The sequence below is a fragment of the Paracidovorax oryzae ATCC 19882 genome (assembly GCF_000687165.1).
GTDB classification, from domain to species: domain Bacteria; phylum Pseudomonadota; class Gammaproteobacteria; order Burkholderiales; family Burkholderiaceae_C; genus Paracidovorax; species Paracidovorax oryzae.
In genome coordinates, this window is sequence record NZ_KK366050.1 from 19,985 (window position 1) to 41,950 (window position 21,966).

Genomic DNA, 21,966 nt, shown 5'->3' on the forward strand with positions numbered 1-21,966 from the left:
GCCGGGCACGTCGCGCCCTGCGCGGGCGCACGGGTTGAAACACGCGCTCACCAAAATCGGGCTGATTCCATGCCCTCGGATGGCTCCCAAATGAAGAACGTCAAGTTTCTATTTACTTTCCACAAAATGGAATAGAAATACCATTCCGGCCGAGGCAAACTAGATACAAAGATTACATAAATATCGATAGCTTTTTTCTTCTGGGAATCCTCATGCCAAGCAGTCTCACACTTCCCTCGCGCAATACCAGCCTCCAGGGACCCTGCGCACTGGCGACCGTCTTCGCGTTGTCGATGGGAATGCAGGTGAGCGCGTACGCCGGTGGTATGGCGAATCTTCCAGACAACGCGGCAGGGCCGGTGGCAAGGGTGCAAGGCGTCCATCTGCCACAGGAGCAACCGGCCGGCGCGCATGAAAAGGCCAGCCGGCTGGTTTTCATCGATGGCGGTTTGCCGGATTTCCAGCAGATTGCCGATGCCGCTGCCGACGACGCCATCGTGGTCACGCTCAGGCCCGGGGAGGATGCCGTCGCACAGATGGCGGCGGTCGCACGCGGGCTTCACGGGCTTTCGTCCATTTCCATCGTCTCGCATGGCGACCGCGGCGTGGTCTCGTTCGGAAGCTCGAAGCTGGACACCGGCCATCTGCACGCATACCGGAAAGAGCTTGCACAGATCGGCGATGCCCTCGCGCCCGGGGGCGGGATCATGCTGTACGGCTGCAGCGTCGGTGAAGGCGCGATCGGGCACGATTACCTGGAGGCCCTGGCACGCGCCACCGGTGCAGTCGTGGCGGCCTCCACGAACACCACGGGGAGCGCGGCACTGGGCGGTGACTGGACGCTGGAGGTTTCCACGGCAGCGCTCTCAACCCCCCCGGCCTTCGACCTGGCGAAGCTGGCCCGGTATTCCCACACGCTGCCGCAACCCGCGTATTCGAACGCCACGGGCTACATCGGCGAGCAATTCTTCACCGTGGTCATGAGCGTTGCGCTGGATACCACGCATTTGCCGCCCGCCAGTGCATTCGATGTCCAGGTGAATGGAACCGGCGTCTCCGTGACGGGCGTCGCCGCGGGCGACAGCGCGGATTCCGTGAAGATTTCATTGAATGCCTCCCTGCTGCCGGGAGACATCATCGACTTCGTATACACCGATCCGACGCCAGGCAACGATACCAATGCACTGCAAGGGACGGATGGAACCGATGCGGCGAGCTTCAGCCACTCGATCGTCGTTGCCATCACGCGCCCCGGGCCCTCCGCACCTGCCACCCCGACGCTGGACAGCGCGAGCGATACGGGACAGGCAGGAGACGGCATCACCTCCGTCAATACGCCGACCATCTCCGGAACGGCCCAGGCCAATGCCACGGTCAAGCTCTACGACACCGATGGAACCACGCTGCTGGGCACGGCAATCGCCAATTCCAGCGGCAACTGGAGCATCACGAGCAGCGTGCTCGCGGATGGTTCGCACACGCTCAAAGTCACGCAAACCGATGGATCGAACACGACGTCCCCCCTGAGCAGCGGGCTGACGGTCAAGATCGACACGACGGCACCCGCGGCTCCCACGTCGCTGGGCGTCACTTCGGGCAGCGACAGCGGCGTCTCCGCCAGCGACGGGATCAGCAATGTCGCCACGCCGGTCATCACGGGCGGCGCCGAACCGGGTGCCACGGTGTCGCTGTACGACACCGATGGCGTCACCCTGCTCGGCACGGCCGTCGCCAACGCGACCACCGGCAGCTGGAGCATCACCAGCAGCATGCTGGCCGATGGCACCCACACGCTGAGGGCCAGGCAGCGGGATGCCGCCGGGAATGTATCGGTGGCCTCGACATCCATCGCCTACACCTTGGACACCGCCGCTCCCTCCGGCGTGGGGCTGTCGCCCACCACCATCTTCGTCAGTGCCGCGACGCAGAGTGCGACGATCGGTACGTTGAGTGCCTCCGACTCCCATAGCGTGAGTTTTGCACTGGGTGTGGGAAACGGAACGAACGATGCCGACAATGGCCGGTTCACGGTCAGCGGCGGCACATTGAAGGTGGGAGCGACGGCCCTCTCGGCCGGCTCGTACCATGTCTACCTGTCCGCAACGGATGTGGCAGGCAATGTCAGCTACAAGGCTGTCACGATCACCGTCCTGGCGAATGCCGCGCCGGTCGCCAGCAACGTGTCGTTCACAGGCACTGCGCAAGTGGGCCGTCAGCTGTCCGGCACCTACACCTATACCGATGCGGACCAGGACGCGCAAGGTACCTCCACCTACCGCTGGGTGCGCAACAGCGTGAACACGGGCATCGCCGGCGGCACCAACGCCGCCAGCACGCAGAACTACACCCTGGGCAGCAGCGATGAAGGAAAGTACCTGTACTTCTGCGTGGTGCCGGTGGCCCTGACCGGTACCGGCACGGGTGCCGAAGTGTGTTCGAGCCCGTCCAGCCTCGTTGTTGCCGCTCCCGTCGATGGCGCCTGCGGATCCGCAGCCAGCATCCCCGCCAGCCTTCTGCCCGCCGCCAACCTGTGCACGGCGGGCAATGCTTCCACCGTCACCACCGGAGCGAACCAGTATGCCTGGACATGCGCCGGCACCCAGGGTGGAAGCAATGCCTCCTGCACGGCCCCCTGGAGCAATACCGCCACCGGGCAGGCCCAGGGGGCCTTGTCCACCCCGGCCCCGGGTGCCAACAACAACTGGGTTCTCGCCAGCGCGGGCTTCTCCAATCCGCCGGCGCCTCCACCTGCCCGGGCCAGCCTGCCTTACGGCCTGGCCAACTTCACGCTGACCAGCGGCACGCCCGGCTCGTCCGCAAGCGTGACCATCAACTACACCTCGGCCATCCCGGCCGGCGCGGTGTACATGAAATACGGAAAGAGCCCGGAGGGCTACAACTGCTCCGGAGCCGCCTGCGCCGCCGACCACTGGTACCAGTTGCCTTCCAGCCAGGTGGCGTTTGCACAGGACCGCAAGAGCATCACGCTGACGATCGCCGACGGGGCCGTGGGCGACGACGATCTGAGCCCGAACAGCGTCATCGTCGATCCGGGCGGCCCTGCCGTGCTGTCGGCGGACGCGACCCCCATTCCCACGCTGTCCGAATGGGGCCTGCTGGCGCTGGGCGGGCTGGTCGCGGCCTTCGCATTCGGAGCAGTGCCACGGCGCCGCCGGACACACTGAAGCGCCCCGCGGGCGCCCGCCCTCAGGCCCGCAGTTCCTTCAGCAGCTTGCCCACGTCCAGGCCGCGGGCGCGCTCCTGGATCTGGGGTGCATAGCGTTGCTGCAATCCCTTGGCCTCTTCGGCCGTGCGCGCGAAGGCGGACTTGAGCGCGTCCGTGCCCAGGGTGCGGCCACCGGCGTAGTAGCGCTGCGCGACCTTGCCGAGCGCGTAGGTGGTGGCGAATGAGAACGCGGACCCGGTGGCGGCGCTGCCCACGGCGCGGCCCAGGCCGCCCATCACCTTGCCCAGCAGGCCGCCCACCAGCTTGCGGCCGAACTGCTCGACGTACTGCGAGGTGAGGCCCACGCCCACGGTGGCCAGGAAATCGGTGATGTGGCCCTTGTCGAGCTCGTAGCCATGGACCTTGCCGATGCGATAGACCAGCCGCGTCTGCAGCGGGATGATGGCCATGGAGGCGAGGGATTGCGGCAGCAGTTCCAGCGCGCCGTTCAGGATGGCGGCGTTGAGCACCATGGAATCGATCTCCGCATCGCTCACCGACGCCGCGCGCAGCCCGGGAGTGCCCGCGCCACCTTGCGCGGATGCCGCCGCCGCGCCGGAGGCCACGGGTGCCACGGCGACGGCCAGTGCGGCCGGGGGCACGTCCTCACCCTCCACGGGCGCGGCCCGCACGGGAGCGCCGGCCAGGGCGTCGGCCTGCTCGGTGACGGCGCCGGCATCGGACGGCGCAATGGCCAGGGCCGCGCGCAGCCGCTCGAGGAACGCTTTTTCCTGGGCATTGCAGACGCCGTCGGCATCGCACACGCCCACGGCCATCTCGAAGGCCAGCAGGCGCTGCGCGGGCGTTTCGAGGGCCGCGACGGCGTCTTCCATGCGTGCACGGCCGAGCAGCACGTCCTGGTAGGTCTTCATCAGGTCGGCCCCGCTGGCGGCGCCCAGGGATTGGGCCAGCTCGCGGATGTGCTCCCGCTCGCGCTCGTCCTTGTGGTCGTCGGCGAAGGCGGCCATCAGGGCCAGGGTCATGACGGCGCGGGTCTGTTCAGGCTGCATGCGAAGGGATCCTTGTCGGTGACGGTGGATGGTGGTGACGGGACAGGCCGCCGCACCACGCGGTGGCGGAGCACCGGCTTCCTGCCCGACAGAGCGTAGCCGGTGACGTTGGTTCCCTCCGCCGGCAGCCCATGCCGAATCGGCGTAGGCCGCAATCCCTTGCATCCACAAGGGTTTACGCTCCTCAAACGATAGCACCACAGTGCGCAGCGGCCGGGCCGGAGCGCATGGGCGGTTGACTGACATCAAGCCCCGCGCAGCGCCCGCACAATGTCTGCCGGCCAGAAACAACATCACACACTCTGCGTGCCGGCCCTGCGGCGCGCACGGCCAGAAAGGCATTTTCTCCATGAGCACGCACACCCCTTCCGCGGCCGGCACGCCGCGTCCCGAGCCCCGCGCCTACACGGCCGAGGAGAAGCGCCACCGGATCTTCTCGATCATGGCGGCCTCGTCGGGCAATCTCGTGGAATGGTTCGATTTCTACGTGTATGCGTTCGCGGCGCTGTATTTCGCGCCGGCGTTCTTCCCGAAGTCGGACCCGACCGCCCAGTTGCTGAACACGGCGGGCGTGTTCGCGGCGGGCTTCCTCATGCGGCCCATCGGCGGATGGCTGTTCGGCCGCATCGCGGACCGCTACGGCCGCAAGACCTCGATGCTGATCTCGGTCACCATGATGTGCGCGGGCTCCCTGGTCATCGCCTGCCTGCCCACGTATGCGGCCATCGGGGCCTGGGCGCCCTTCCTGCTGCTGGTATGCCGGCTGTTCCAGGGCCTGTCGGTGGGCGGCGAGTACGGCACCACGGCCACCTACATGAGCGAGGTGGCGCTGCGCGGCCAGCGCGGCTTCTTCTCGTCGTTCCAGTACGTGACGCTGATCGGCGGGCAGTTGCTGGCGGTGCTGGTGATCGTGATCCTGGAAACGCTGCTGTCCGATGCCGAGCTCAAGGCCTGGGGCTGGCGCATCCCGTTCGTGATCGGCGCCATCTCGGCGGTGGTCGCGCTGATGCTGCGCCGCACGCTGCACGAGACGCAGAGCGACGAGAACAGGAAGAAGGACGACGCCGGCACCATCGGCGGCCTCTTCCGCCACCACAAGGCGGCCTTCTTCACGGTGCTGGGCTATACGGCCGGCGGCTCGCTGATCTTCTACACCTTCACGACCTACATGCAGAAGTACCTCGTGAACACGGTGGGCCTGCCGATCAAGACGACCAGCTACGTGATGACCGGCGCGCTGTTCCTCTACATGTGCATGCAGCCCGTTTTCGGGGCACTGTCGGACCGCATCGGCCGCCGCAGCAACATGCTGCTGTTCGGCGCGCTGGGCGCCATCGGCACGGTGCCGATCCTCACCACGCTGCAGCACGTGACGAGCCCTGTCGCCGCCTTCGCGCTGATCGTGGTGGCGCTGGCCATCGTGAGTTTCTACACCTCGATCAGCGGCATCGTGAAGGCGGAGATGTTCCCGCCCGAAGTGCGTGCGCTGGGCGTGGGCCTGGCCTACGCAGTGGCCAACGCGATCTTCGGCGGTTCGGCGGAGTACGTGGCGCTGGGGCTGAAGACGCTGGGGCACGAGTCGGCGTTCTTCTGGTACGTGACGGCAATGATGGTGGTGGCCTTCCTGGTGAGCCTGCGGCTGCCGCGGCAGGCGAGTTACCTGCACCACGACCATTGATCGATCCGCCAGGAAGATCCTTGGCATTGCATTAAGGCCGGGCGCTTGTCCATGCCCCACCCCTGCTGTTCCAATGTCTCTCACTACAAGGTCATGGAGAGGGAGAAATGGCAGAACAGCGGTATGCCGATGCCATGCGCGCGGGCGGCAGGTTTGCGGTGGAACCGGGCAGGGAACGTCCGGCGTGTGCTGGCAGGCGGAGCACGGCACGGCGATGGGCCCGGTCACTGTGGTGCGCCGGCCTCTGCTGCGCCGCGGCCTGTGCGGCCGCCTCCGTGGAGCCCTACCGGATGCTCACGGAGCGGGAAGCGGGGGACGCGCGCACCGTCGTGCAGTATTTGCGGCAGTCGCCCGACGCGGGCTCGATGAAGGCGGCGCGACGGCTGCAGCAGAAGGGTGAACAGCAGATGCAGCGCGGGAACTGGCCGGCTGCGTTCAGGCTCTTCGGAAAGAGCATGGTCAGCTATCCTGCGCCCGGGGCGCTGGCAGGGTATGCCGACGCAGAAATCCGCATGCTGGCGCAGATGCATGCCCGCCGGCCCCGCGCGGATGCCGCCGTGCGCGCGGATCTGCGGCATGCGGTGCGCTTCTATGAGTCGTCGCTCGCGGCCGACACCGTCCTGGGATCCCTACCGAGCGAAGAGCGCTCGCGGATCGAGCGCAATGCGGGCTGCCTGCGCGCGTTCATCCGGACGGGCGACAAACCTGCGTCCTGCGAACCCCTGCAGTGGTACGCCTCCGGGCGCTGAACGGGCACGCCCGTCCGGGCGTCAATCGCCGGAGCGGCCCCTGCCCATTTTCCACAGGGCGTCCGATACGTTCTGCCACGCCACGTCGCAGCCGGGCGCCGCCCGCCCCGCGGGCAACGGCGCCTGCAGGGCCCACCACGCGCCGGCCTCCACGCTGTCGATCACGGGCACGTCCACCCGGGGCTGCACGACCTTCGCCATGCCCGCGAGCCCTGCCCCCCCCAGCACCACGGCCTGCACGCCGGGCTCGCGCGCCATGGCCTGGCACGCCCGCGCGAGCAGGGCCTGGGCTCCGGCGGGATCGGCCGCCAGCTCCGCACCCGAAGGGGCCACGGTGCGGATGCCGACCAACCGGTCCGCATGGCCCAGCGCCTGCGCGAGCCGCAGCAGCATGGCCTCCCACCGCTCCCCGCCCGTGACGATGCCGAAGCGGCCATGGCACGCGGCCGCAAGGAAGGAGGCCTCGGCCAGCCCGGTGACCGGCGCCGGGCTGCACTCGCGCAGCGCGAACAGGCCCGGGTCGCCGAAGCAGCCGATCAGCACGGCGTCGGGTGCGGGCTGCGGCGCCGCGAGGGCTTCGGCCCAGGCGTCCAGGACCGCGTGGCCGGCGACGGCGTAGCTGGCCTCGCAGGCGATGTAGGGCGCGCCGAAGCGTGCGGTCACGGTGCGCACGGCCGCATGGGTGCCCGCGGCGGCCTGCACGTGGCGCTGCAGCAGCGCGCTGACGGAGGTGGAGGTGTTGGGATTGACGACCAGCAGCGTGCGCGCGCGGCCCTGCGGCGCGGGGGCGGTCCCGCTCATGCGCCGCCCCCGAGCAGTTCCACGAGGTCCGGGGCACTGCCCTCCGGCGGCTCGAACGCCAGTTGCGATTCGATGCGCGCGAGGTGGTCCAGCATGCGCCGGCCGGCCTCCGCCGCGTCGCGCAGGCGGATGGCGTCGATGAGCGCACGGTGCTCGCGGCAGCCGCAGGCGGTGGCCTCTTCGCGCGCCTGGGCATGGCTGGGGCTGTAGGCCATGAGGATGAGCGAGGTGCGGGACACGAGCTCGCTGAGGATGCGTCCCAGGGTGGCGTGCCCGGCGGCCTGGGCGATGTGCAGGTGGAAGTCGCCCGAGAGGCGGATGGCGCGGCGCATGTCGCCGCCCCTGCGTGCCGCCTCTTCCTGCGCCACGGTGTCCACGAGGCGCGCCACGTCGGCGGGCGCGGCGCGCTGCACGAAGAGCGCGACGAGGCGCGGCTCGATGAGGCGGCGGGCCTCGAACACCTCGCGGGCCTCGTCCACCGTGGGGCGGGCGATGGAGGCGCCGCGCCGCGGCGTGAGCGTGACCACCTGCTCGCCGGCCAGGCGCACGAGCACAGGCCGCACGCGGGTGCGGGATACGCCGAAGGCCAGGGCCAGCTTGTCTTCCACGAGCTTGGTGCCGGGCGGCAGGCGGTGGTCCAGGATGGCGGAGACCATGCGTTCGTACATCTGCTGGTCGCTCAGGCCCTCGGCGCCGCTGCCGGGCTCCGCGCCGGGTTCCTCACCGGGCTCCTCGCCGGCCGGCCAGGGCCTGGCCGGGCGCGCTGCGGTCCTGGTGCGGGCCGCGCCGCCGGGGCTGCGCCGCCGTGGCGGCAGGCCGGTGCTCATCGCGCGCGCCCTCCGCGCCGCCGCAGCATCCAGGCCAGCGAGAGCGCCGCGCCCATGACCGCGAACGAGACCACGGTGGTCACCGTGCCCAGCGCGTAGATGGCGGGGGTGGTGACGGTGGTGGTGAGGCCCTGCAGTTCGAGCGGCAGCGTGTTCACGTCGCCGATCGCCTGGGAGGTGCGCGCGATCTCGTCCCAGCTCAGCGTGAATCCGAACATGCCGATGCCCACCACCGAGGGCGCGATGAGCGGCAGCACCACGTGCCGGAAGCCCTGCCAGGGCGTGGCGCCCAGGTCGCGCGCGGCCTCTTCGTAGGCCGGGTTGAAGCGGTTGAACACCGCGAACATGATGAGCAGGCCGAAGGGCAGCGTCCAGGTGAGGTGCGCGCCCAGCGCGGAGGTGAAGAGGCCCAGCGAGGTGCCGTAGCCCTCCAGCGCCTCCTGCCAGCCCAGCCGCTCCAGCACCGCCTTGGCGCCGGTGTCGATCAGGCGGAACTCCAGCCCGATGCCGAGCGACACGATGATGGACGGCATGATGAGGCTGGCCACCACCATGAGGAACAGCAGGTTGCCGCCCGCGAGGCGCTTGCGGAAGGCCAGGCCCGCCAGCACCGAGAACGCCACGGTGCAGGCCATCACGGCCAGGCCCAGGGCCAGCGAGCGGCGCAGGGCAGCGCCGATATCCACCACGCCGAGGCCTTCGGCGAGCTGGCGGAACCAGTGCAGCGACAGCCCGCGCAGCGGGAAGGTGAGGCCGCCCTCGGGGCCCTGGAAGCTCAGGATGAAGATCACCAGCATCGGCCCGTACATGAACAGCACGAACAGGGCGAAGACGCAGGCGAGCGGCCAGAAGCTGGCCGGGCGGGGTTCGCGGGGACGGGCCATCACAGCTCCTTGCGCAGGTCCACGAGGCGGGTGAGGCCCCAGATGATCATCAGCACGATCGCCAGCAGGATCACCGCGTTGGCGGCCGCGAGCGGGAACTGCAGGTACGAGGTCTGCACCTGGATGATCTTGCCCACCGAGGCGATCTGCTGACCGCCCATCACGCCGATGGTGACGAAGTCGCCCATGACGATGGTGATGACGAAGATCGATCCGATGACGATGCCGGTGCGCGACAGCGGCACGACCACGTTCCACAGCGTCTGCCAGCCGCTCGCGCCCGCGTCGCCCGCGGCCTCGATCAGGCTGCGGTCGATGCGCATCATGCTGTTGAAGATGGGCACGATCATGAACATGGTGTAGAGGTGCACGAACGCGAGCACCACCGAGAAATCCGAGAACAGCAGCCACTCGATGGGCGAATCGATCAGCCGCATCTGCATCAGCGTCTGGTTCACCAGCCCGTTGCGCCCGAGCAGCGGCACCCAGGAGATCATGCGGATCACGTTCGAAGTCCAGAACGGGATGGTGCAGAGCACGAACAGCAGCGTCTGCAGCCCCGCCGACCGCACGTGGAACGCCAGGAAATACGCCACCGCGAACCCCAGCACCAGCGTGATGCCCCACACCAGCAGGCTGAACTTGAGCGTGGAGAGGTACGTGCCGAGCGTGACGCACAGCTGCCCCAGGTTGCCGCACCCTTCGAAGATGGACACGTAGTTCTTGAACGTGAACCCGGGCAGCAGCTCGTACTCGCTGAAATCCCAGAAGCTCACCATCAGCACCAGCCCCAGCGGCACCAGGAAGAACAGCACGAACACCAGCGTGAGCGGCGCCGCCTGCCACCAGGCGGCAACACCCTGCTTCGCCGGCATGCGGGCCGCAGGAGGAGGAGAAACGGCAGTGCCCATAGAACCCCAGAACAGAGAAGAAACAGGAACACCCCAAGACCGCGGCACCGGGTGCCCCTCCGGAAAGGCAGGGCCTCACCCATCAAAAGGCCGCGGAGCAGGCCACGCCAGCAGACGCCGTGGAACGGGCTCCGCCCGGCCACCGGCGTCGTCCCCCTTCCCGCCGCGCGCAGCGCGGCGAGAGAAGGGGGAAGCGGCGCAGCCGCTCAGGGGGTAGCCCCCCTCATGCAGCAACGAACTCGTTCCACTTCTGCACCATGTAGTTGTTCTCGTCCATCACCGCGTTCCAGCAGGCGATGGCGCCCATGCGGGCCTCGTAGCTGCCGCCGTCGCGCACGGTGCCGGCCTTGGCGAGCACCTGGCCCTGCGGGCTCAGGATGTCCTTCTCGGCGGGCTTGCCTTCCATCCAGTAGGCCCACTCGTAGGGCTCCATCTTGGCTTTCGCTGTTTCCAGCACGGCGCTGTAATAGCCCTGGCGGTTCAGGTAGGCGCCGGCCCAGCCGTCGAGGAACCAGTTGATGAACTCGTAGGCGCCGTCGAGCTTGCGGCCCGAGAGCGTCGCAGGCACGCCGAAGCCGGCCGCCCAGGCGCGGTAGCCTTCCTTGAGCGGCTGGAAGTTGCAGGCGATGCCCTTGGTGCGCACGGCGGTGACGGCGGGGCTCCACATGGACTGGATCACCACCTCGCCGGAGGCCATGAGGTTGACGCTCTCGTTGAAGTCCTTCCACAGCGCGCGGAACTGGCCGGCCTTCTTGGCTTCGATCAGCGTCTTGATCGTGAGGTCGATCTCCTTCTTCGTCATGTTGCCCTTGTCGGGGTACTTGTAGAGGCCCATGGCCTCCACCACCATGGCCGCGTCCATGATGCCGATCGAGGGGATGTTGAGGATGGCGGCCTTGCCCTTGAACTCGGGGTTCAGCAGCTCGGCCCAGGAGGAGATGGGGCGCTTGATGAGGTCGGGCCGGATGCCCAGCGTGTCGGCGTTGTACACGGTGGGGATCAGCGACATGAACTGCGTGGGCGACTTCGCGAAGACCTTGCTCTTCTCGCCTTCGAGGAACATCACCTTCTTGGGGGCCGTGCCCTGCTCGCCCACGGCCTTGCCGGCAACCGTGCCCTGGGTGAAGAGCGTGGTGATCTTGTCGGCATTCTTGATGCGTTTGGTGTCGATGCCCTTGAGGTTGCCCGTGGGCACGATTTTCTTGAGCGAGAAGTATTCGGTATCGATCAGGTCGAAGCTGTTGGGCGCGGTCACGGCGCGCTTGGTGACGTCGTCGGTGGTGACGGCCACGTACTGGATCTCGATGCCGGTGTCGGCCTTGAACTTCTCGGCGATGGCCTTGTCCTGGTTCACCGCCGTGCCCAGGTAGCGCAGCACGATCTTCTCCTGCGCATGGATGGCCGGGAACACGCCCGCGGCGAGGATGCCCGCCGTGCCCTGCAGCAGCGTGCGGCGGCGCAGCGCCGGGCCATCGGCGGGGGACGGGGAATCGGAAATCACGTCGGACATGGATCAACTCCTTGGTTGGGGACGGGGACAGGGAATGCGCGGGAGAAAAGCGGTCAGTGCGGCACGGGGCCCAGCGGATGGGCGATGTCGGGGGTCCAGTGCAGCAGGGCCGAGTCGCCCACCTGCCAGGGGCGCGCGGCGAAGGCCTGCTCGGACACCATGGCCGAATAGGCGGCGGTCGCGGTGGCGGGGCCGGCCTGCGCGGCGGCGCCCGGCAGCGCGGGCGGAACCTCGTCCCGCAGGCCGATGAGCACGTGCGTGCCCTGGTATTCGACGTCCGTCACGCGGGCCGCGAGGTGCATGCCGCCTTCGGGCAGCGGCGTGCCGGGTGGATCGATGCGGATGCGGTCGGTGCGCACGCCCACGGGGCCGGCGGGGGTGGCCAGCACGTTGTGGCCGCCCATGAAGCGCGCGACGAATTCGCTGGCCGGGCGGTTGTAGATGTCGTGCGGCGAGCCGGCCTGCTCGATGCGGCCGTGGTTCATCACCACCATGGTGTCGGCCAGGGCCATGGCCTCTTCCTGCGAGTGCGTGACGTGGATGAAGGTCAGGCCCAGCTCCTTCTGCCAGCGCCGCAGCTCCGCGCGCATCTGCACGCGCAGGAAGGGGTCGAGCGCGGACAGGGGCTCGTCGAGCAGCAGCACGCGCGGCTCGGTGATGAGCGCGCGCGCCAGCGCCACCCGCTGCTGCTGTCCGCCGGAGAGTTCGCCCGGCTTGCGCTGGGCCAGGTGGCCCATGGCCACGCGCTCCAGCAGGTCCTGCGCGCGCCGGTGGCGCTCTGCACGGCCGACGCCCTTCATCTTGAGGCTGAAGGCCACGTTGTCCAGCGCCGTGAGGTGCGGGAACAGGGCGAAGCTCTGGAACATCATGGCCGTGCCGCGCGCGGCGGCGGGCAGGTCGGTGATGTTGCGGTTGTCCAGCAGCACGTCGCCGCTGGTGACCGATTCGTGCCCGGCGATCATGCGCAGCGTGGTGCTCTTGCCGCAACCCGAGGGGCCCAGCAGGCAGCAGTAGCTGCCGCTCGCGATGCGCAGGTCGATGCCATCGACCGCGGGCTGGCCGGAGGCATAGCGCTTGGTCAGCGCGACGATCTCGATGGCAGCGGGTGCCGGAGCAAGGGTGGGGGCGTCCATGCGCTGGCAGTACGCAAACCGCATGCCAGCGCCGCATACGGTTTGCGCACCGTTTTGTATACAAATCACGCTGGCAATCTGCGTGCCACGCACCAGGGTGGCGGGGCACGCACCGGGAATGGGCGGCAGCAGGCGGAAACGGCGCCAGGCGGGGGCGCCCCGCCGCTTCGCGGGGCGCCACGCCGCTTCGGATCGGGAGCCCGGCGGGCAGGGCCGCGCGGCGATCATCGCGCCCAACAGTACAGCGGGGCGGCGTACCGCTCCTGCAGACCCGATTGGAGCCTTCGATGACCGATGTCCGGTTCAGACATTCCGCCGGCGTGGCGCCTGCCGCGGCACGCCACCCCACCTTCGCCCCCCAATCCGCGCCCGAGCGCCCGCGTTCCGTTTTGTCGAGCAGCACCGGCCTGTTCGGACGCGGCGGCATGCAGGCCGCGCACGGCGGTGCCGGCATGCAACCCCGCTCCGCGCTGCCCGGCATGGCGCCGCACGGGCATGCCAGCCGGGAGTTCCACCCCGGAGCGGCCCTGCACGGGCCGGCGCATGGCTTCGGGCATGCCGCCCACCTGCAGCCGCCCGCGCACATGCCGCCCCCGATGCACTTCCAGCCCCCCGCATACGCCGCACCGCACTACGGGATGGGCCATGGCGGCCACGCGGCCCACCCCACGGCAGGCCATGCGCTCCCGGCGTTCCAGCAGTTCAACCCGCACCACCTGGCGCAGCAGAGCGGCAACTTCCACTACCAGCCTGCGGCGCATGGCGCGGGTGCGGCCAGCGGCCGGTCGCTCAACTCCTTCATCTACGGCGCGTCGATGCTGCAATCGGCGCTGATGTCGCCGATGGCGGCGCTGGATTACTTCTCGCACCGGCTGAACCCGTTCTCCGCGTTCAGCACTTTCGTGAGCTTCCCCCACTTCTTCTGAGGAAAGGCCCCGCCCCATGGATGCCACCACCGCGCCGGATGCCCCGGCCCGCACCGCCCTCCCCGCTTTCGTGATGCCGCCGGACAGCCCCGGCGAACCCTTCGACGCGCGGGCGCTGCTCGCGCGCTACGTGCTGCGCGATTTCAGCCAGGCCGTGGCGGAGGTGGAGCAGGCGCTGCTGGCCGCGCAGGACGGTGGAGCCCCCGCTTCGGCCGGGGCGCCCGGCGAAGAAGCCCGCCGGGAATTCGCGCGCCAGTTCGTCGCCGGCGCATGGCTGAACCGCCACAACCCCGGCTGGGACCCACGCCGCCCCGAAACGCACCAGCCCCTGCCGGACGACCCGCTGGTGGGGCTGCTGCAGGAGATGGCCGGCCGCGAGGCCGGCGCCACCGCCTGATCAGTCGCGCTGGCGCGAGACGCCCGCCTGCTCGAAGCTCGCCATCTCGCGCAGGATCGCGCAGGCGGAAACCAGCAGCGGCCACGCCAGCGCCGCGCCCGAACCCTCGCCCAGGCGCAGGCCCAGGTCCAGCAGCGGCTCGGCACCCAGCGCGGCGAGCAGGTGCGCATGCCCCGGCTCGCCCGAGCGGTGCGAGAACACACAGCAATCCAGCACGGCCGGATCGATCCGGCTGGCGACCAGCACCGCGGCGCTGGTGATGAAGCCATCGACCACGACCACGCGGCGCTCCGCCGCGGCCTGCAGCACGGCGCCCGCCAGGGTCGCGACCTCCAGCCCGCCCAGGGCGGCCAGCGCATCGAGCGGCGCGATGGCGGCGGCGTTGGCCTCCAGCGCCTGCCGCAGCACGGCCCGCTTGCGCGCGATGCCGTCGGCGTCCAGCCCCGTGCCGGCCCCGGTGCAGTCCTCCAGCGCGATGCAGCACAGGCGCGCGAGCAGCAGGCTGGCCACCGAGGTGTTGCCGATGCCCATTTCTCCCAACAGCAGCGCATTGCCCGGCAGGGAGCGGACGATGGAGCGGCCGTTCTCCACGGCCTGCGCGCACTGCTCCGAGGTCATGGCGGGGCCCGCCGCCGCGTCGGCGGTGCCGGCCGCCACCCGGCAGTGGCTCAGCAGGCTCGGCATGCCCGGGGCGCCGTCGCGCGGCGGGACCGGTGCCGCCACGCCGCAGTCGGCCACGGTGAGCGCCAGGCCGTGCTGGCGCGCGAGCACGCTCACCGCCGCGCCGCCCGCCAGGAAGTTCTCCACCATCTGGGCGGTGACTTCGCTGGGATAGGCCGAGACGCCGCGCGCAGCGATGCCATGGTCCGCCGCGCAGACCAGCATCTGCGGCGCGCGCAGCTCCGGCGATTCGGTGCCGAGGATGCAGCCGATGCGCACGGCCAGCGCTTCGAGCCGGCCGAGCGCGCCCAGCGGCTTGGTCTTGTGGTCCATGCGGTGGCGCAGGCGCGCGGCCAGGGCTGCATCCTGGGGCCGTGCATGGGCGCCGGCCGGGGTGGGAATGTTCGTGGTCATGGATGGCTTTCGGATTCCAGGAAACGCACCGCGGCCGGGCACGGTGCCGCGATCATCATTGGCCAGCGCGCTGCGCCGCACGCCAGGCGGGGTCGAACCATTCGTCCACGCCGCGCGCCAGCCGGTCGAACACCGCGTCCAGCGTCGGCACATCCGCGCCGAAGAGCGCGCGCAGCGCGGCCGCATCCTCGAACAGGCCGTGCACGTACAGGCCCAGCACATTGCCGCGCGCGTTCTGCCACGCCAGGCCGGGGATGGCTGCGTGCGCCACGTCGCCGGCCGCGGCCATGGCCGGGTGCTGCGCCGTGCGGCCGTGGTGGATCTCGTAGCCCTGCACCGCCACGCCCGAAAGCGCGCTCCAGGCGCCCTGCAGCGCGCCGAAGGCGGTGCGCGTGCGGCGCACGGTCTTGTCCGGATCGAACGCGGTGACCAGCGGCAGCAGGCCCAGGCCGGGCGCATTGCCGTCCACGCCGTGGGTGTCGATCAGCGCCTCGCCCAGCATCTGCAGGCCGCCGCAGATGCCCAGCACGCGGCCGCCGCGCGCGGCGTGGGCGGCGATGGCGGCATCCAGCCCCTGGGCGCGCAGCCAGGCCAGGTCGGCCGCGGTCGCCTTGGAGCCGGGCAGCACGATCCAGTCGGCACCGGCCACCTCGGCCGGGCTGCGCGCCCACACGAGCCGCAGGCCCGGCACGCCCTTGAGCGGCTGGAACTCGTCGAGGTTGCTGATGCGCGGATACGCCACCACCGCCACGGTCGTGTGCACCGCGCCACCGGCGCCCGCACGCACGTGGCCGGCATCGTCGAACACGCCGTCTTCTTCCGGCAGGCCGTGGCGCCACTGCATGGGGATGGTGGCCACCGTGGGCACGCCCGTGCGCTCGCGCAGCATGTCCGGCGCGGGCGCGAGCAGCGCGGCATCGCCGCGGAACTTGTTGAGCACGAAGCCCTGGATCAGCGCGCGCTCGTCTTCGGGCAGCAGCGCCCAGGTGCCGTAGAGGTGGGCGAAGGCGCCGCCACGGTCGATGTCGGTCACCAGCAACCCGTGCGCATCCGCATGGCGCGCCACGCGCATGTTGACGATGTCGTTGGCGTGCAGGTTGATCTCGGCCGGCGAGCCCGCCCCTTCGATCACCACGACGTCGTTCTCGGCCCGCAGCGCATCGAGCGCGGCGGCCACGTGCGGCCAGACATGCACGCTGCGGCCGCGCCAGGGCATGCGCATGAGTTCTTCGCTCACCTGCCCCATCAGGACCACCTGGCTGCGCGTATCCGCCTCGGGCTTGAGCAGCACCGGGTTCATGCGCACCTCGGGCTCGGCGCGCGCGGCCAGCGCCTGGAAATACTGCGCGCTGCCGATCTCGCCCTGCCCGCCACCCGGCGCCGCCACCACGCGCGCGTTGTTGCTCATGTTCTGCGCCTTGAACGGCGCGACGCGCAGGCCCTGGTCGCTGAACCAGCGGCACAGCGCGGTGGCGAGCCAGCTCTTGCCGGCGCCGCTGGAAGTGCCGAGGACCATGATGCAGCGGGCGGTCATGCGGCCTCCCGCGCCATGCAGGCAGGCCCGCCGCCGGAGGATGGGCGGCGCGCAGCGTTCGCGGCGCGGCGGAGCCGTTCGGATGCGGGACGGGGATGGTCTGGGAGGGGGATCACGGCACGGCGGCAGGAAAAGTGGGCGCCCGTCCGGGCGGGAGGCCGTCCGGATCGCGCAATGCGCCTATTGTCCCCTGCGCCGCGGCACCTGGACGCGGGTTCGGCCGCCCGGCCGGCGGCTCAGCCCTGAGGCGGCTGCCCGTTCGATGCCGACACGCCGCCATCCACCGGCAGCACCACGCCGGTGACGAAACCCGCGTCCGGGCTCGCGAGGAAGGCGATCACGGAGGCGATCTCCTCGGGCTCGGCGCCGCGGCCCAGGGGGATGCGTTCGGCGAACTTGGCGAGCAGCGCGGGATCGCTTTTGATGTCCTGCGTCATGCCCGTGAAGGTCAGACTGGGTGCCACGGCATTCACGCGCACGCCGTCCTTGCCGTGGTCCAGCGCGAGCGCGCGCGTGAAGTTGGAGACGGCGCCCTTGGAGGTGTTGTAGAAGCTCATGTCCCAGTCGCCGCCCAGGCCCGAGACCGACGAGGTGTTGACGATGCAGCCCCGTGTCTTCAGCAGGTGCGGCATGGCGGCGCGCGCACCGTGGAACACGCCGGAGACGTTGGTGGCGAGTACGCGCTGCCAGTCGTCCAGGCTGGCTTCGGTGACCTTGCCCTGCACGGCGATGCCGGCGTTGTTCACCATGACGTCGAGGTGGCCGAAGCGCTGCACCGTGGCGTCCACCAGGGCCTGGACGTCTTCGAACTTCGAGACATCGGCCGGGTGCGCGAGCGTGCGGTCGGCCGGCAGGTCGGCGCGCGTGGCGGCGAGCTTGTCGTCGCTCAGGTCGGCGATGGCGACCATCGCCCCTTCCTGCGAGAAGCGGCGCGCGGTGGCGGCGCCGATGCCGGAGCCCGCCCCGGTGACGATGACGACCTTGCCGGCGAAGCGCCGGGACGCGTCGGAGGGGTTGGCGGAACTGGACTGCGAAGATAGGGATGCCATGGGACGTTCCTTTCGTAGGGTCTGCGTGGAAAGCAAACGTCCATTCTTCGCGCGGCCCGCCCCCGCGTCGGTGCGCCTTCGGCGCCGTATGGCTGTCGGAGGGCATCCCGCCAGGCGGCCCGACCGCAGACCGTGCGGAGGGCGCCGGGCTCTTCAGCGCCGGACCATGCGGTCCATGATGTGCTCCAGCGCCGCCGCGGCGTCCGTGCAGCGTCCCGTGTGCACGGGCGAGGTCTGGATGATCGCGCTGCGCCGCGCGGTGAGCCAGTGGAAGCGCGCCCGGTAGGGCAGCGCCGCGATCGGGCCGCAGTCCGCATCGCCCGCGCAGATGGCCACGATGGCGCCCAGGTGGCGCCGCACCGTGTCCAGGTCGGCCTGCGGGTCGAGCGCGAGCAGGCGCGACTCGTCGAGCGCGGTCGCGGCCTGCAGGAAGCCGGAACGCTGGCACGAGAGGATCACGCCGGCATTGATGAACTCCTCGCGCTCCACGCGCGGCACCACGCGCACGATGGCGTAGTCATAGACATCAGCCGCGTGCATCGATCGCCCCCTGCAGCCAGGCCTGCCGGCCCGCGAGCCGCGCCAGGAAATAATCGACGTAGGCCTGCCGGTGCGCTGCCGGATCGGCGAGCGGGCCATCGCCCGGCCCGTCCCCGTGGCCCTCTGCCGCCTGCGCCAGGAACAGGTCGGGCACCTCGGCCAGCACCGCCTGCAGGCATTGCGGGGTCAGGCGCGCCGCGAGCCCGGCATCCACCGCCGCCAGCTCCGTGGCCAGGGGCAGCAGCACGTGGTCGGCGATCGGCGCGAACGGCTTGGCGGGCTGCGCCACCGTGCCGCTCCAGGCATGGTGGAAGGTGAGCGATGCGCCATGGTCGATCAGCCACGGGTTGCGGTGCCACACCAGCAGGTTGGTATTGCGCGCGGTGCGGTCCACATTGCCCACCAGCGCGTCGAACCAGACGAGGCGCGAGGCGAAACCCGGCGTGACGCGGTCCACCGCCGGATCGAAGTTGACCGCACCGGAGAGATAGTCGAGCGCCACGTTCAGCCCCGCGCTCGCGCGGATCAGGTCCTGGATCTCGGGATCGGGCTCGGTCTGCGCGAGGGCCGGATCGAGCTGGGCCAGCACGATCTCGGGCACGGGCAGTTCCAGCGCACGGGCGATGCCGCCGGCGATGATCTCTGCCATGAGCGCGCGCACGCCCTGCCCGGCGCCGCGGAACTTGAGGACATAGACGCCGAGATCGTCGCCCTCGACGACGGCCGGCATGGAGCCGCCCTCGCGCAGCGGCGTGACGTAGCGGCTTACGGTGATGGAACGCACGGCAGGACTCCGGGACCGGGGTGGAGGGGTGGCATGGATGGCGGCAAAAGCGGCAATGGTAGCGAGGCGCCACCGACGGCCACAGGCCTCATGCGGCGGCGCCCGGCCCCGCCCCCCGCCATGCGGCTTGCAATGCCTGCTGCGATGCTGGCGGCAGCACGCCGAGCCGCACGCAGCCGGGCAGCCCGAAGCTGCCGCAGTCGCGCAGCTTCACGCCCCGCAGCCGCACGGCCTGCAGCCAGGGCAGCAGGTCGGCCACCGGGGGGCGCGCCACGAAATAGTTGGCGCGGCTCCCGGCGTGCACGGACCAGCCCATGTCCTCGCACAGCGCCTGCTGGGCCGCCTTCCATATGCGCAGCGTGCCGAGCGACGCGGCCAGCCAGTCCTGCACCTGCGGCGCCACCCAGGCCGACAGCATCGCCACCCCGTGCGCGCCGATCGGCCAGGAGGGCGCCAGCGCCTGCAGCGCATCCAGGTCGTGACGCGGCACGCAGGCCGGGGCGATGGCATAGGCAGCGCGCACGCCCGTGAGGCCCAGGGCCTTGTTGGGCGTCCAGAGCTGCCATGCGTTCGCGGGCAGCGGGCCACTGGCGGACTCCAGCCGCAGCGGCGCGTAGGCGCAATCGACGATGCGCAGGTCGGCATCCGGCGCGCCGCTATCGATGGCCCCCCGCGCGTGCCATGCCTCCAGGCCAGGATCGGGCGTGCCGAGCGGGCTGCCGGGTTCGCAGGCCCAGTGCAGCACGGCCTTCCCGGAATCCTTCTTCGCGCCCTCCTCCGCTCCCGGCACCGGGGACGCGAGCAGCGGCAGGCCCCAGGCCCGGGCAGCGCGCGCATAGTCGCCATAGGCATGCGCGGGCACCGCCACCCCGGCCACGCCCTGCCGTGCGGCCCACGCGGTGAAGCGGTGGATGAATTCGCTGGCGCTCGCGGCCGGCAGGATGCGCCCGGGCGCCACGCCGTGCCAGGCGCCCAGGGCCTCGCGCAGCGCGGTGTAGGCCGGATCGGGATAGCGCGCGGCGTCGGCCCCGCGCACGGCCACCAGGGCGGCGGGACAGGGCCCGCAGGCATTCGCGTTGGTGGAAAAATCGTGCAGCGGAACGCCCAGCGCATCCGGGCCGCCGTGCACCGGCAACCCCTGCGCGGCCGCGCCGCCGTCGAGCGCCTCTGGCGTCATGGCAGCACGCCTCCCGGGGCGACATGCACGACGACACGCAGCCACTCCAGCGCCCAGAGCGCAGCCAGGGCGAGCGGCAGGCACCATGCCACGGCCCGCGCGGCCAGCACGGCGGCCCGGTGGGTGTCCGCCGGGGCGGCGGCCCTGCCGCGGCGGTGCAGGGTGTACACGCCGGGCTTGCACAGCCGCACATCCAGCGCGAGCGCCATCGCGGCCATCGGCCAGCCGCTGTTGGGCGAAGGCGTCCGGCGCGCCTGCCGGGCCACCGCGGCCCAGCGCACGCGGCGCCCGCACAGCGCCAGCAGCACCGCGGTGATGCGCGCGGGCACCCACGAGAGCACGTCGTCCGCGCGCGCCGCCCACTTGCCGGCCCACTGCCAGTAGCGCCCGCCGCGCATGCCGGGGTAGCCCCACATGGCATCCGCGGTGTTGGCGAAGCGGTAGAGCGCCGCGCCCGGCAGGCCCAGCAGCGCGAACCAGAAAAGCGGCGCCACCACGGAATCGTTCAGGTTCTCCGCCAGCGATTCGATGGCGGATTCACGCACCTGCACGGCCTGCAGCGCGTGGACGTCGCGGCTCACCAGGCGCGACAGCCGCTCGCGACCGGCCTCCAGCGATTGCGCCAGGGCCTCCTCCACGGCCACGACCTCGTCGCGCAGCATGCGCCAGGCCAGCAGGGGCTTGAGCAGCAGCGCCAGCACGGGCACGGCCCACCATGCGGGCAGTTGCAGCGCCGCGTGCTGCAGCACACCGGCGGCACCGGCCACCACCGAGGCCATCAGCAGCCAGGCCACCGCGCCCAGCACGAAAGCCCGGGCATCCGTGGCCACCGGCTGCGCGGGCGCGATGCGCTCGCCGCACCAGTGCAGCGCGCGCCCCATCCAGACCACCGGGTGCAGGGCCACCGGCGGCTCGCCCCACCACCGGTCGATTGCCAGCGCAGCCGCGATGGCGGCGGCCCAGGGCAGCGCGCCCAGCAGGGCCTGCAACGCAGGGCCGCCGTCAGCCACTCTCGCCCCCGCCGTCTTCGTCGCCCGACAGCCAGGGCGCCGGGCGACCCCAGGCCCCGTCGAACACCACCGACGCCAGCGGCGCGCGGCGCGCCCAGCGCTCGCGCTCCAGCATGGGCGACGGGTAGAAACCATGCACCGGCCCCAGGCACAGCAGCGCGACCGGTTCGGCGCCGGGCGGCAGGCCCAGCAGGCGTGCGACGTCGGCAGGATCGAAGATCGACACCCAGCCCATCCCCAGCCCTTCGGCGCGCGCGGCCAGCCAGAGGTTCTCGATGGCGCAGCCCACCGAGGCCACGTCCATGTGGGGCATGGTGCGGCGGCCGAACACGTGGGCGTCGCGCCCGTCGGCCAGCACCACGGCGATCAGTTCCGCCGCATCGAGGATGCCCTCCAGCTTGAGCCGCAGGAACTCCTCCTGCCGCCCCGCGCCCCGCACCGCCGGCCCGGCCGCATCCGGCGCGGGGCTGGCCAGCACCCCGGCCGTGCGCAGGCGCTCGGCATCGACGCAGGCGTGCAGCGCGCGCCGCAGCGAGGCGTCGGACACGCGGATGAAGCGCCAGGGCTGCATGAAGCCCACGCTGGGCCCTTCGTGCGCGGCGCGCAGCAGGCGCTCGAGCACAGCGGGTTCGACATGCCCGCCCGCGAAGTGGCGCATGTCGCGCCGCTCGCGGATGGCGCGGTAGATGGCCTCGCGCTCCGCGGCGCTGTAGGCCTCACCGGATCCGCCGGGTGCCATGCCTTTG

Annotated in this window: 20 protein-coding genes; 5 read left to right on the forward strand and 15 right to left on the reverse strand. The window is 70.8% G+C overall.

Annotation, left to right across the window (positions count from 1 at the left end):
- The first annotated feature begins 326 nt into the window (after positions 1–326).
- Complete coding sequence (locus T336_RS25800) at positions 327–3,185, forward strand: IPTL-CTERM sorting domain-containing protein (RefSeq protein ID WP_209436006.1); 2,859 nt, start codon at positions 327–329, stop codon at positions 3,183–3,185.
- Positions 3,186–3,207: 22 nt separating this feature from the next.
- On the opposite strand, the gene T336_RS0123940 is transcribed toward T336_RS25800, so the two are convergent.
- The gene (locus tag T336_RS0123940) at positions 3,208–4,236 is read right to left on the reverse strand and encodes a YcjF family protein (RefSeq protein WP_026434409.1); all 1,029 of its coding nucleotides are present in this window, start codon (positions 4,234–4,236) and stop codon (positions 3,208–3,210) included.
- 349 nt (positions 4,237–4,585) lie between these two features.
- On the opposite strand from T336_RS0123940, the gene T336_RS0123945 reads away from it, so the two are divergent.
- Both T336_RS0123945 and T336_RS0123950 read left to right on the forward strand, forming a co-directional pair.
- Entirely contained in the window at positions 4,586–5,914 is a 1,329-nt protein-coding gene (locus T336_RS0123945) for an MFS family transporter (protein WP_026434410.1), read from the forward strand.
- Between the two features lie 290 nt (positions 5,915–6,204).
- The gene (locus T336_RS0123950; protein ID WP_026434411.1) at positions 6,205–6,663 is read left to right on the forward strand and encodes a hypothetical protein; all 459 of its coding nucleotides are present in this window, start codon (positions 6,205–6,207) and stop codon (positions 6,661–6,663) included.
- Positions 6,664–6,684: 21 nt separating this feature from the next.
- Here T336_RS0123950 and T336_RS0123955 read toward each other — a convergent pair whose 3' ends face one another.
- From T336_RS0123955 to T336_RS0123980, 6 genes are all read right to left on the reverse strand, one after another.
- Positions 6,685–7,464, reverse strand: a complete 780-nt coding sequence (locus T336_RS0123955; protein WP_026434412.1) for an aspartate/glutamate racemase family protein — start codon at positions 7,462–7,464, stop codon at positions 6,685–6,687.
- Positions 7,461–8,291 carry a GntR family transcriptional regulator gene (locus T336_RS0123960; protein ID WP_019700198.1) on the reverse strand — a complete coding sequence of 277 codons (831 nt, stop codon included), beginning with the start codon at positions 8,289–8,291 and terminating at the stop codon, positions 7,461–7,463. The genes T336_RS0123955 and T336_RS0123960 overlap by 4 nt, the downstream gene beginning before the upstream one ends.
- Positions 8,288–9,175 carry an ABC transporter permease gene (locus tag T336_RS0123965; protein ID WP_019700197.1) on the reverse strand — a complete coding sequence of 296 codons (888 nt, stop codon included), beginning with the start codon at positions 9,173–9,175 and terminating at the stop codon, positions 8,288–8,290. The genes T336_RS0123960 and T336_RS0123965 overlap by 4 nt, the downstream gene beginning before the upstream one ends.
- On the reverse strand, positions 9,175–10,050 hold the full coding sequence (locus tag T336_RS0123970) for an ABC transporter permease (protein WP_013594038.1): 876 nt from the start codon (positions 10,048–10,050) through the stop codon (positions 9,175–9,177). The genes T336_RS0123965 and T336_RS0123970 overlap by 1 nt, the downstream gene beginning before the upstream one ends.
- Positions 10,051–10,309: 259 nt before the next feature.
- Entirely contained in the window at positions 10,310–11,596 is a 1,287-nt protein-coding gene (locus tag T336_RS0123975) for an ABC transporter substrate-binding protein (RefSeq protein ID WP_026434414.1), read from the reverse strand.
- Between the two features lie 53 nt (positions 11,597–11,649).
- Positions 11,650–12,729 (reverse strand): ABC transporter ATP-binding protein, encoded by a 1,080-nt coding sequence (locus tag T336_RS0123980; RefSeq protein WP_026434415.1) that lies wholly within the window; start codon positions 12,727–12,729, stop codon positions 11,650–11,652.
- A 287-nt stretch (positions 12,730–13,016) separates the two neighbouring features.
- On the opposite strand from T336_RS0123980, the gene T336_RS0123985 reads away from it, so the two are divergent.
- Together T336_RS0123985 and T336_RS0123990 are read left to right on the forward strand one after the other, a co-directional pair.
- Entirely contained in the window at positions 13,017–13,655 is a 639-nt protein-coding gene (locus T336_RS0123985) for a hypothetical protein (RefSeq protein WP_026434416.1), read from the forward strand.
- Between the two features lie 16 nt (positions 13,656–13,671).
- Positions 13,672–14,052, forward strand: coding sequence for a hypothetical protein (locus T336_RS0123990; protein WP_019700193.1), 381 nt, complete (start codon positions 13,672–13,674; stop codon positions 14,050–14,052).
- Here the strand turns inward: T336_RS0123990 and cobT are convergent, their stop codons facing one another.
- The 8 genes from cobT to bluB form a co-directional block, all read right to left on the reverse strand.
- A complete protein-coding gene (gene cobT, locus T336_RS0123995; protein WP_026434417.1) occupies positions 14,053–15,126 on the reverse strand; it encodes a nicotinate-nucleotide--dimethylbenzimidazole phosphoribosyltransferase in 1,074 nt (357 codons plus the stop codon).
- Between the two features lie 55 nt (positions 15,127–15,181).
- Entirely contained in the window at positions 15,182–16,660 is a 1,479-nt protein-coding gene (locus T336_RS0124000) for a cobyric acid synthase (RefSeq protein WP_026434418.1), read from the reverse strand.
- 236 nt (positions 16,661–16,896) lie between these two features.
- The gene (budC, locus tag T336_RS0124005; protein ID WP_026434419.1) at positions 16,897–17,709 is read right to left on the reverse strand and encodes a meso-2,3-butanediol dehydrogenase; all 813 of its coding nucleotides are present in this window, start codon (positions 17,707–17,709) and stop codon (positions 16,897–16,899) included.
- A gap of 153 nt (positions 17,710–17,862) precedes the next feature.
- Positions 17,863–18,249, reverse strand: a complete 387-nt coding sequence (locus tag T336_RS0124010) for a DUF3037 domain-containing protein (RefSeq protein ID WP_026434420.1) — start codon at positions 18,247–18,249, stop codon at positions 17,863–17,865.
- A complete protein-coding gene (locus T336_RS0124015; protein WP_026434421.1) occupies positions 18,236–19,033 on the reverse strand; it encodes a HipA family kinase in 798 nt (265 codons plus the stop codon). The genes T336_RS0124010 and T336_RS0124015 overlap by 14 nt, the downstream gene beginning before the upstream one ends.
- 88 nt (positions 19,034–19,121) lie before the next feature.
- Positions 19,122–20,210: an aminotransferase gene (locus T336_RS0124020; RefSeq protein ID WP_026434422.1), complete on the reverse strand. Its 1,089-nt coding sequence runs from the start codon at positions 20,208–20,210 to the stop codon at positions 19,122–19,124.
- Positions 20,207–21,220, reverse strand: coding sequence for an adenosylcobinamide-phosphate synthase CbiB (gene cbiB / locus T336_RS0124025; RefSeq protein WP_026434423.1), 1,014 nt, complete (start codon positions 21,218–21,220; stop codon positions 20,207–20,209). Before cbiB ends, T336_RS0124020 begins: the two co-directional genes overlap by 4 nt.
- Positions 21,213–21,959, reverse strand: coding sequence for a 5,6-dimethylbenzimidazole synthase (gene bluB / locus T336_RS0124030; RefSeq protein WP_026434424.1), 747 nt, complete (start codon positions 21,957–21,959; stop codon positions 21,213–21,215). Before bluB ends, cbiB begins: the two co-directional genes overlap by 8 nt.
- Positions 21,960–21,966: the final 7 nt, after the last annotated feature.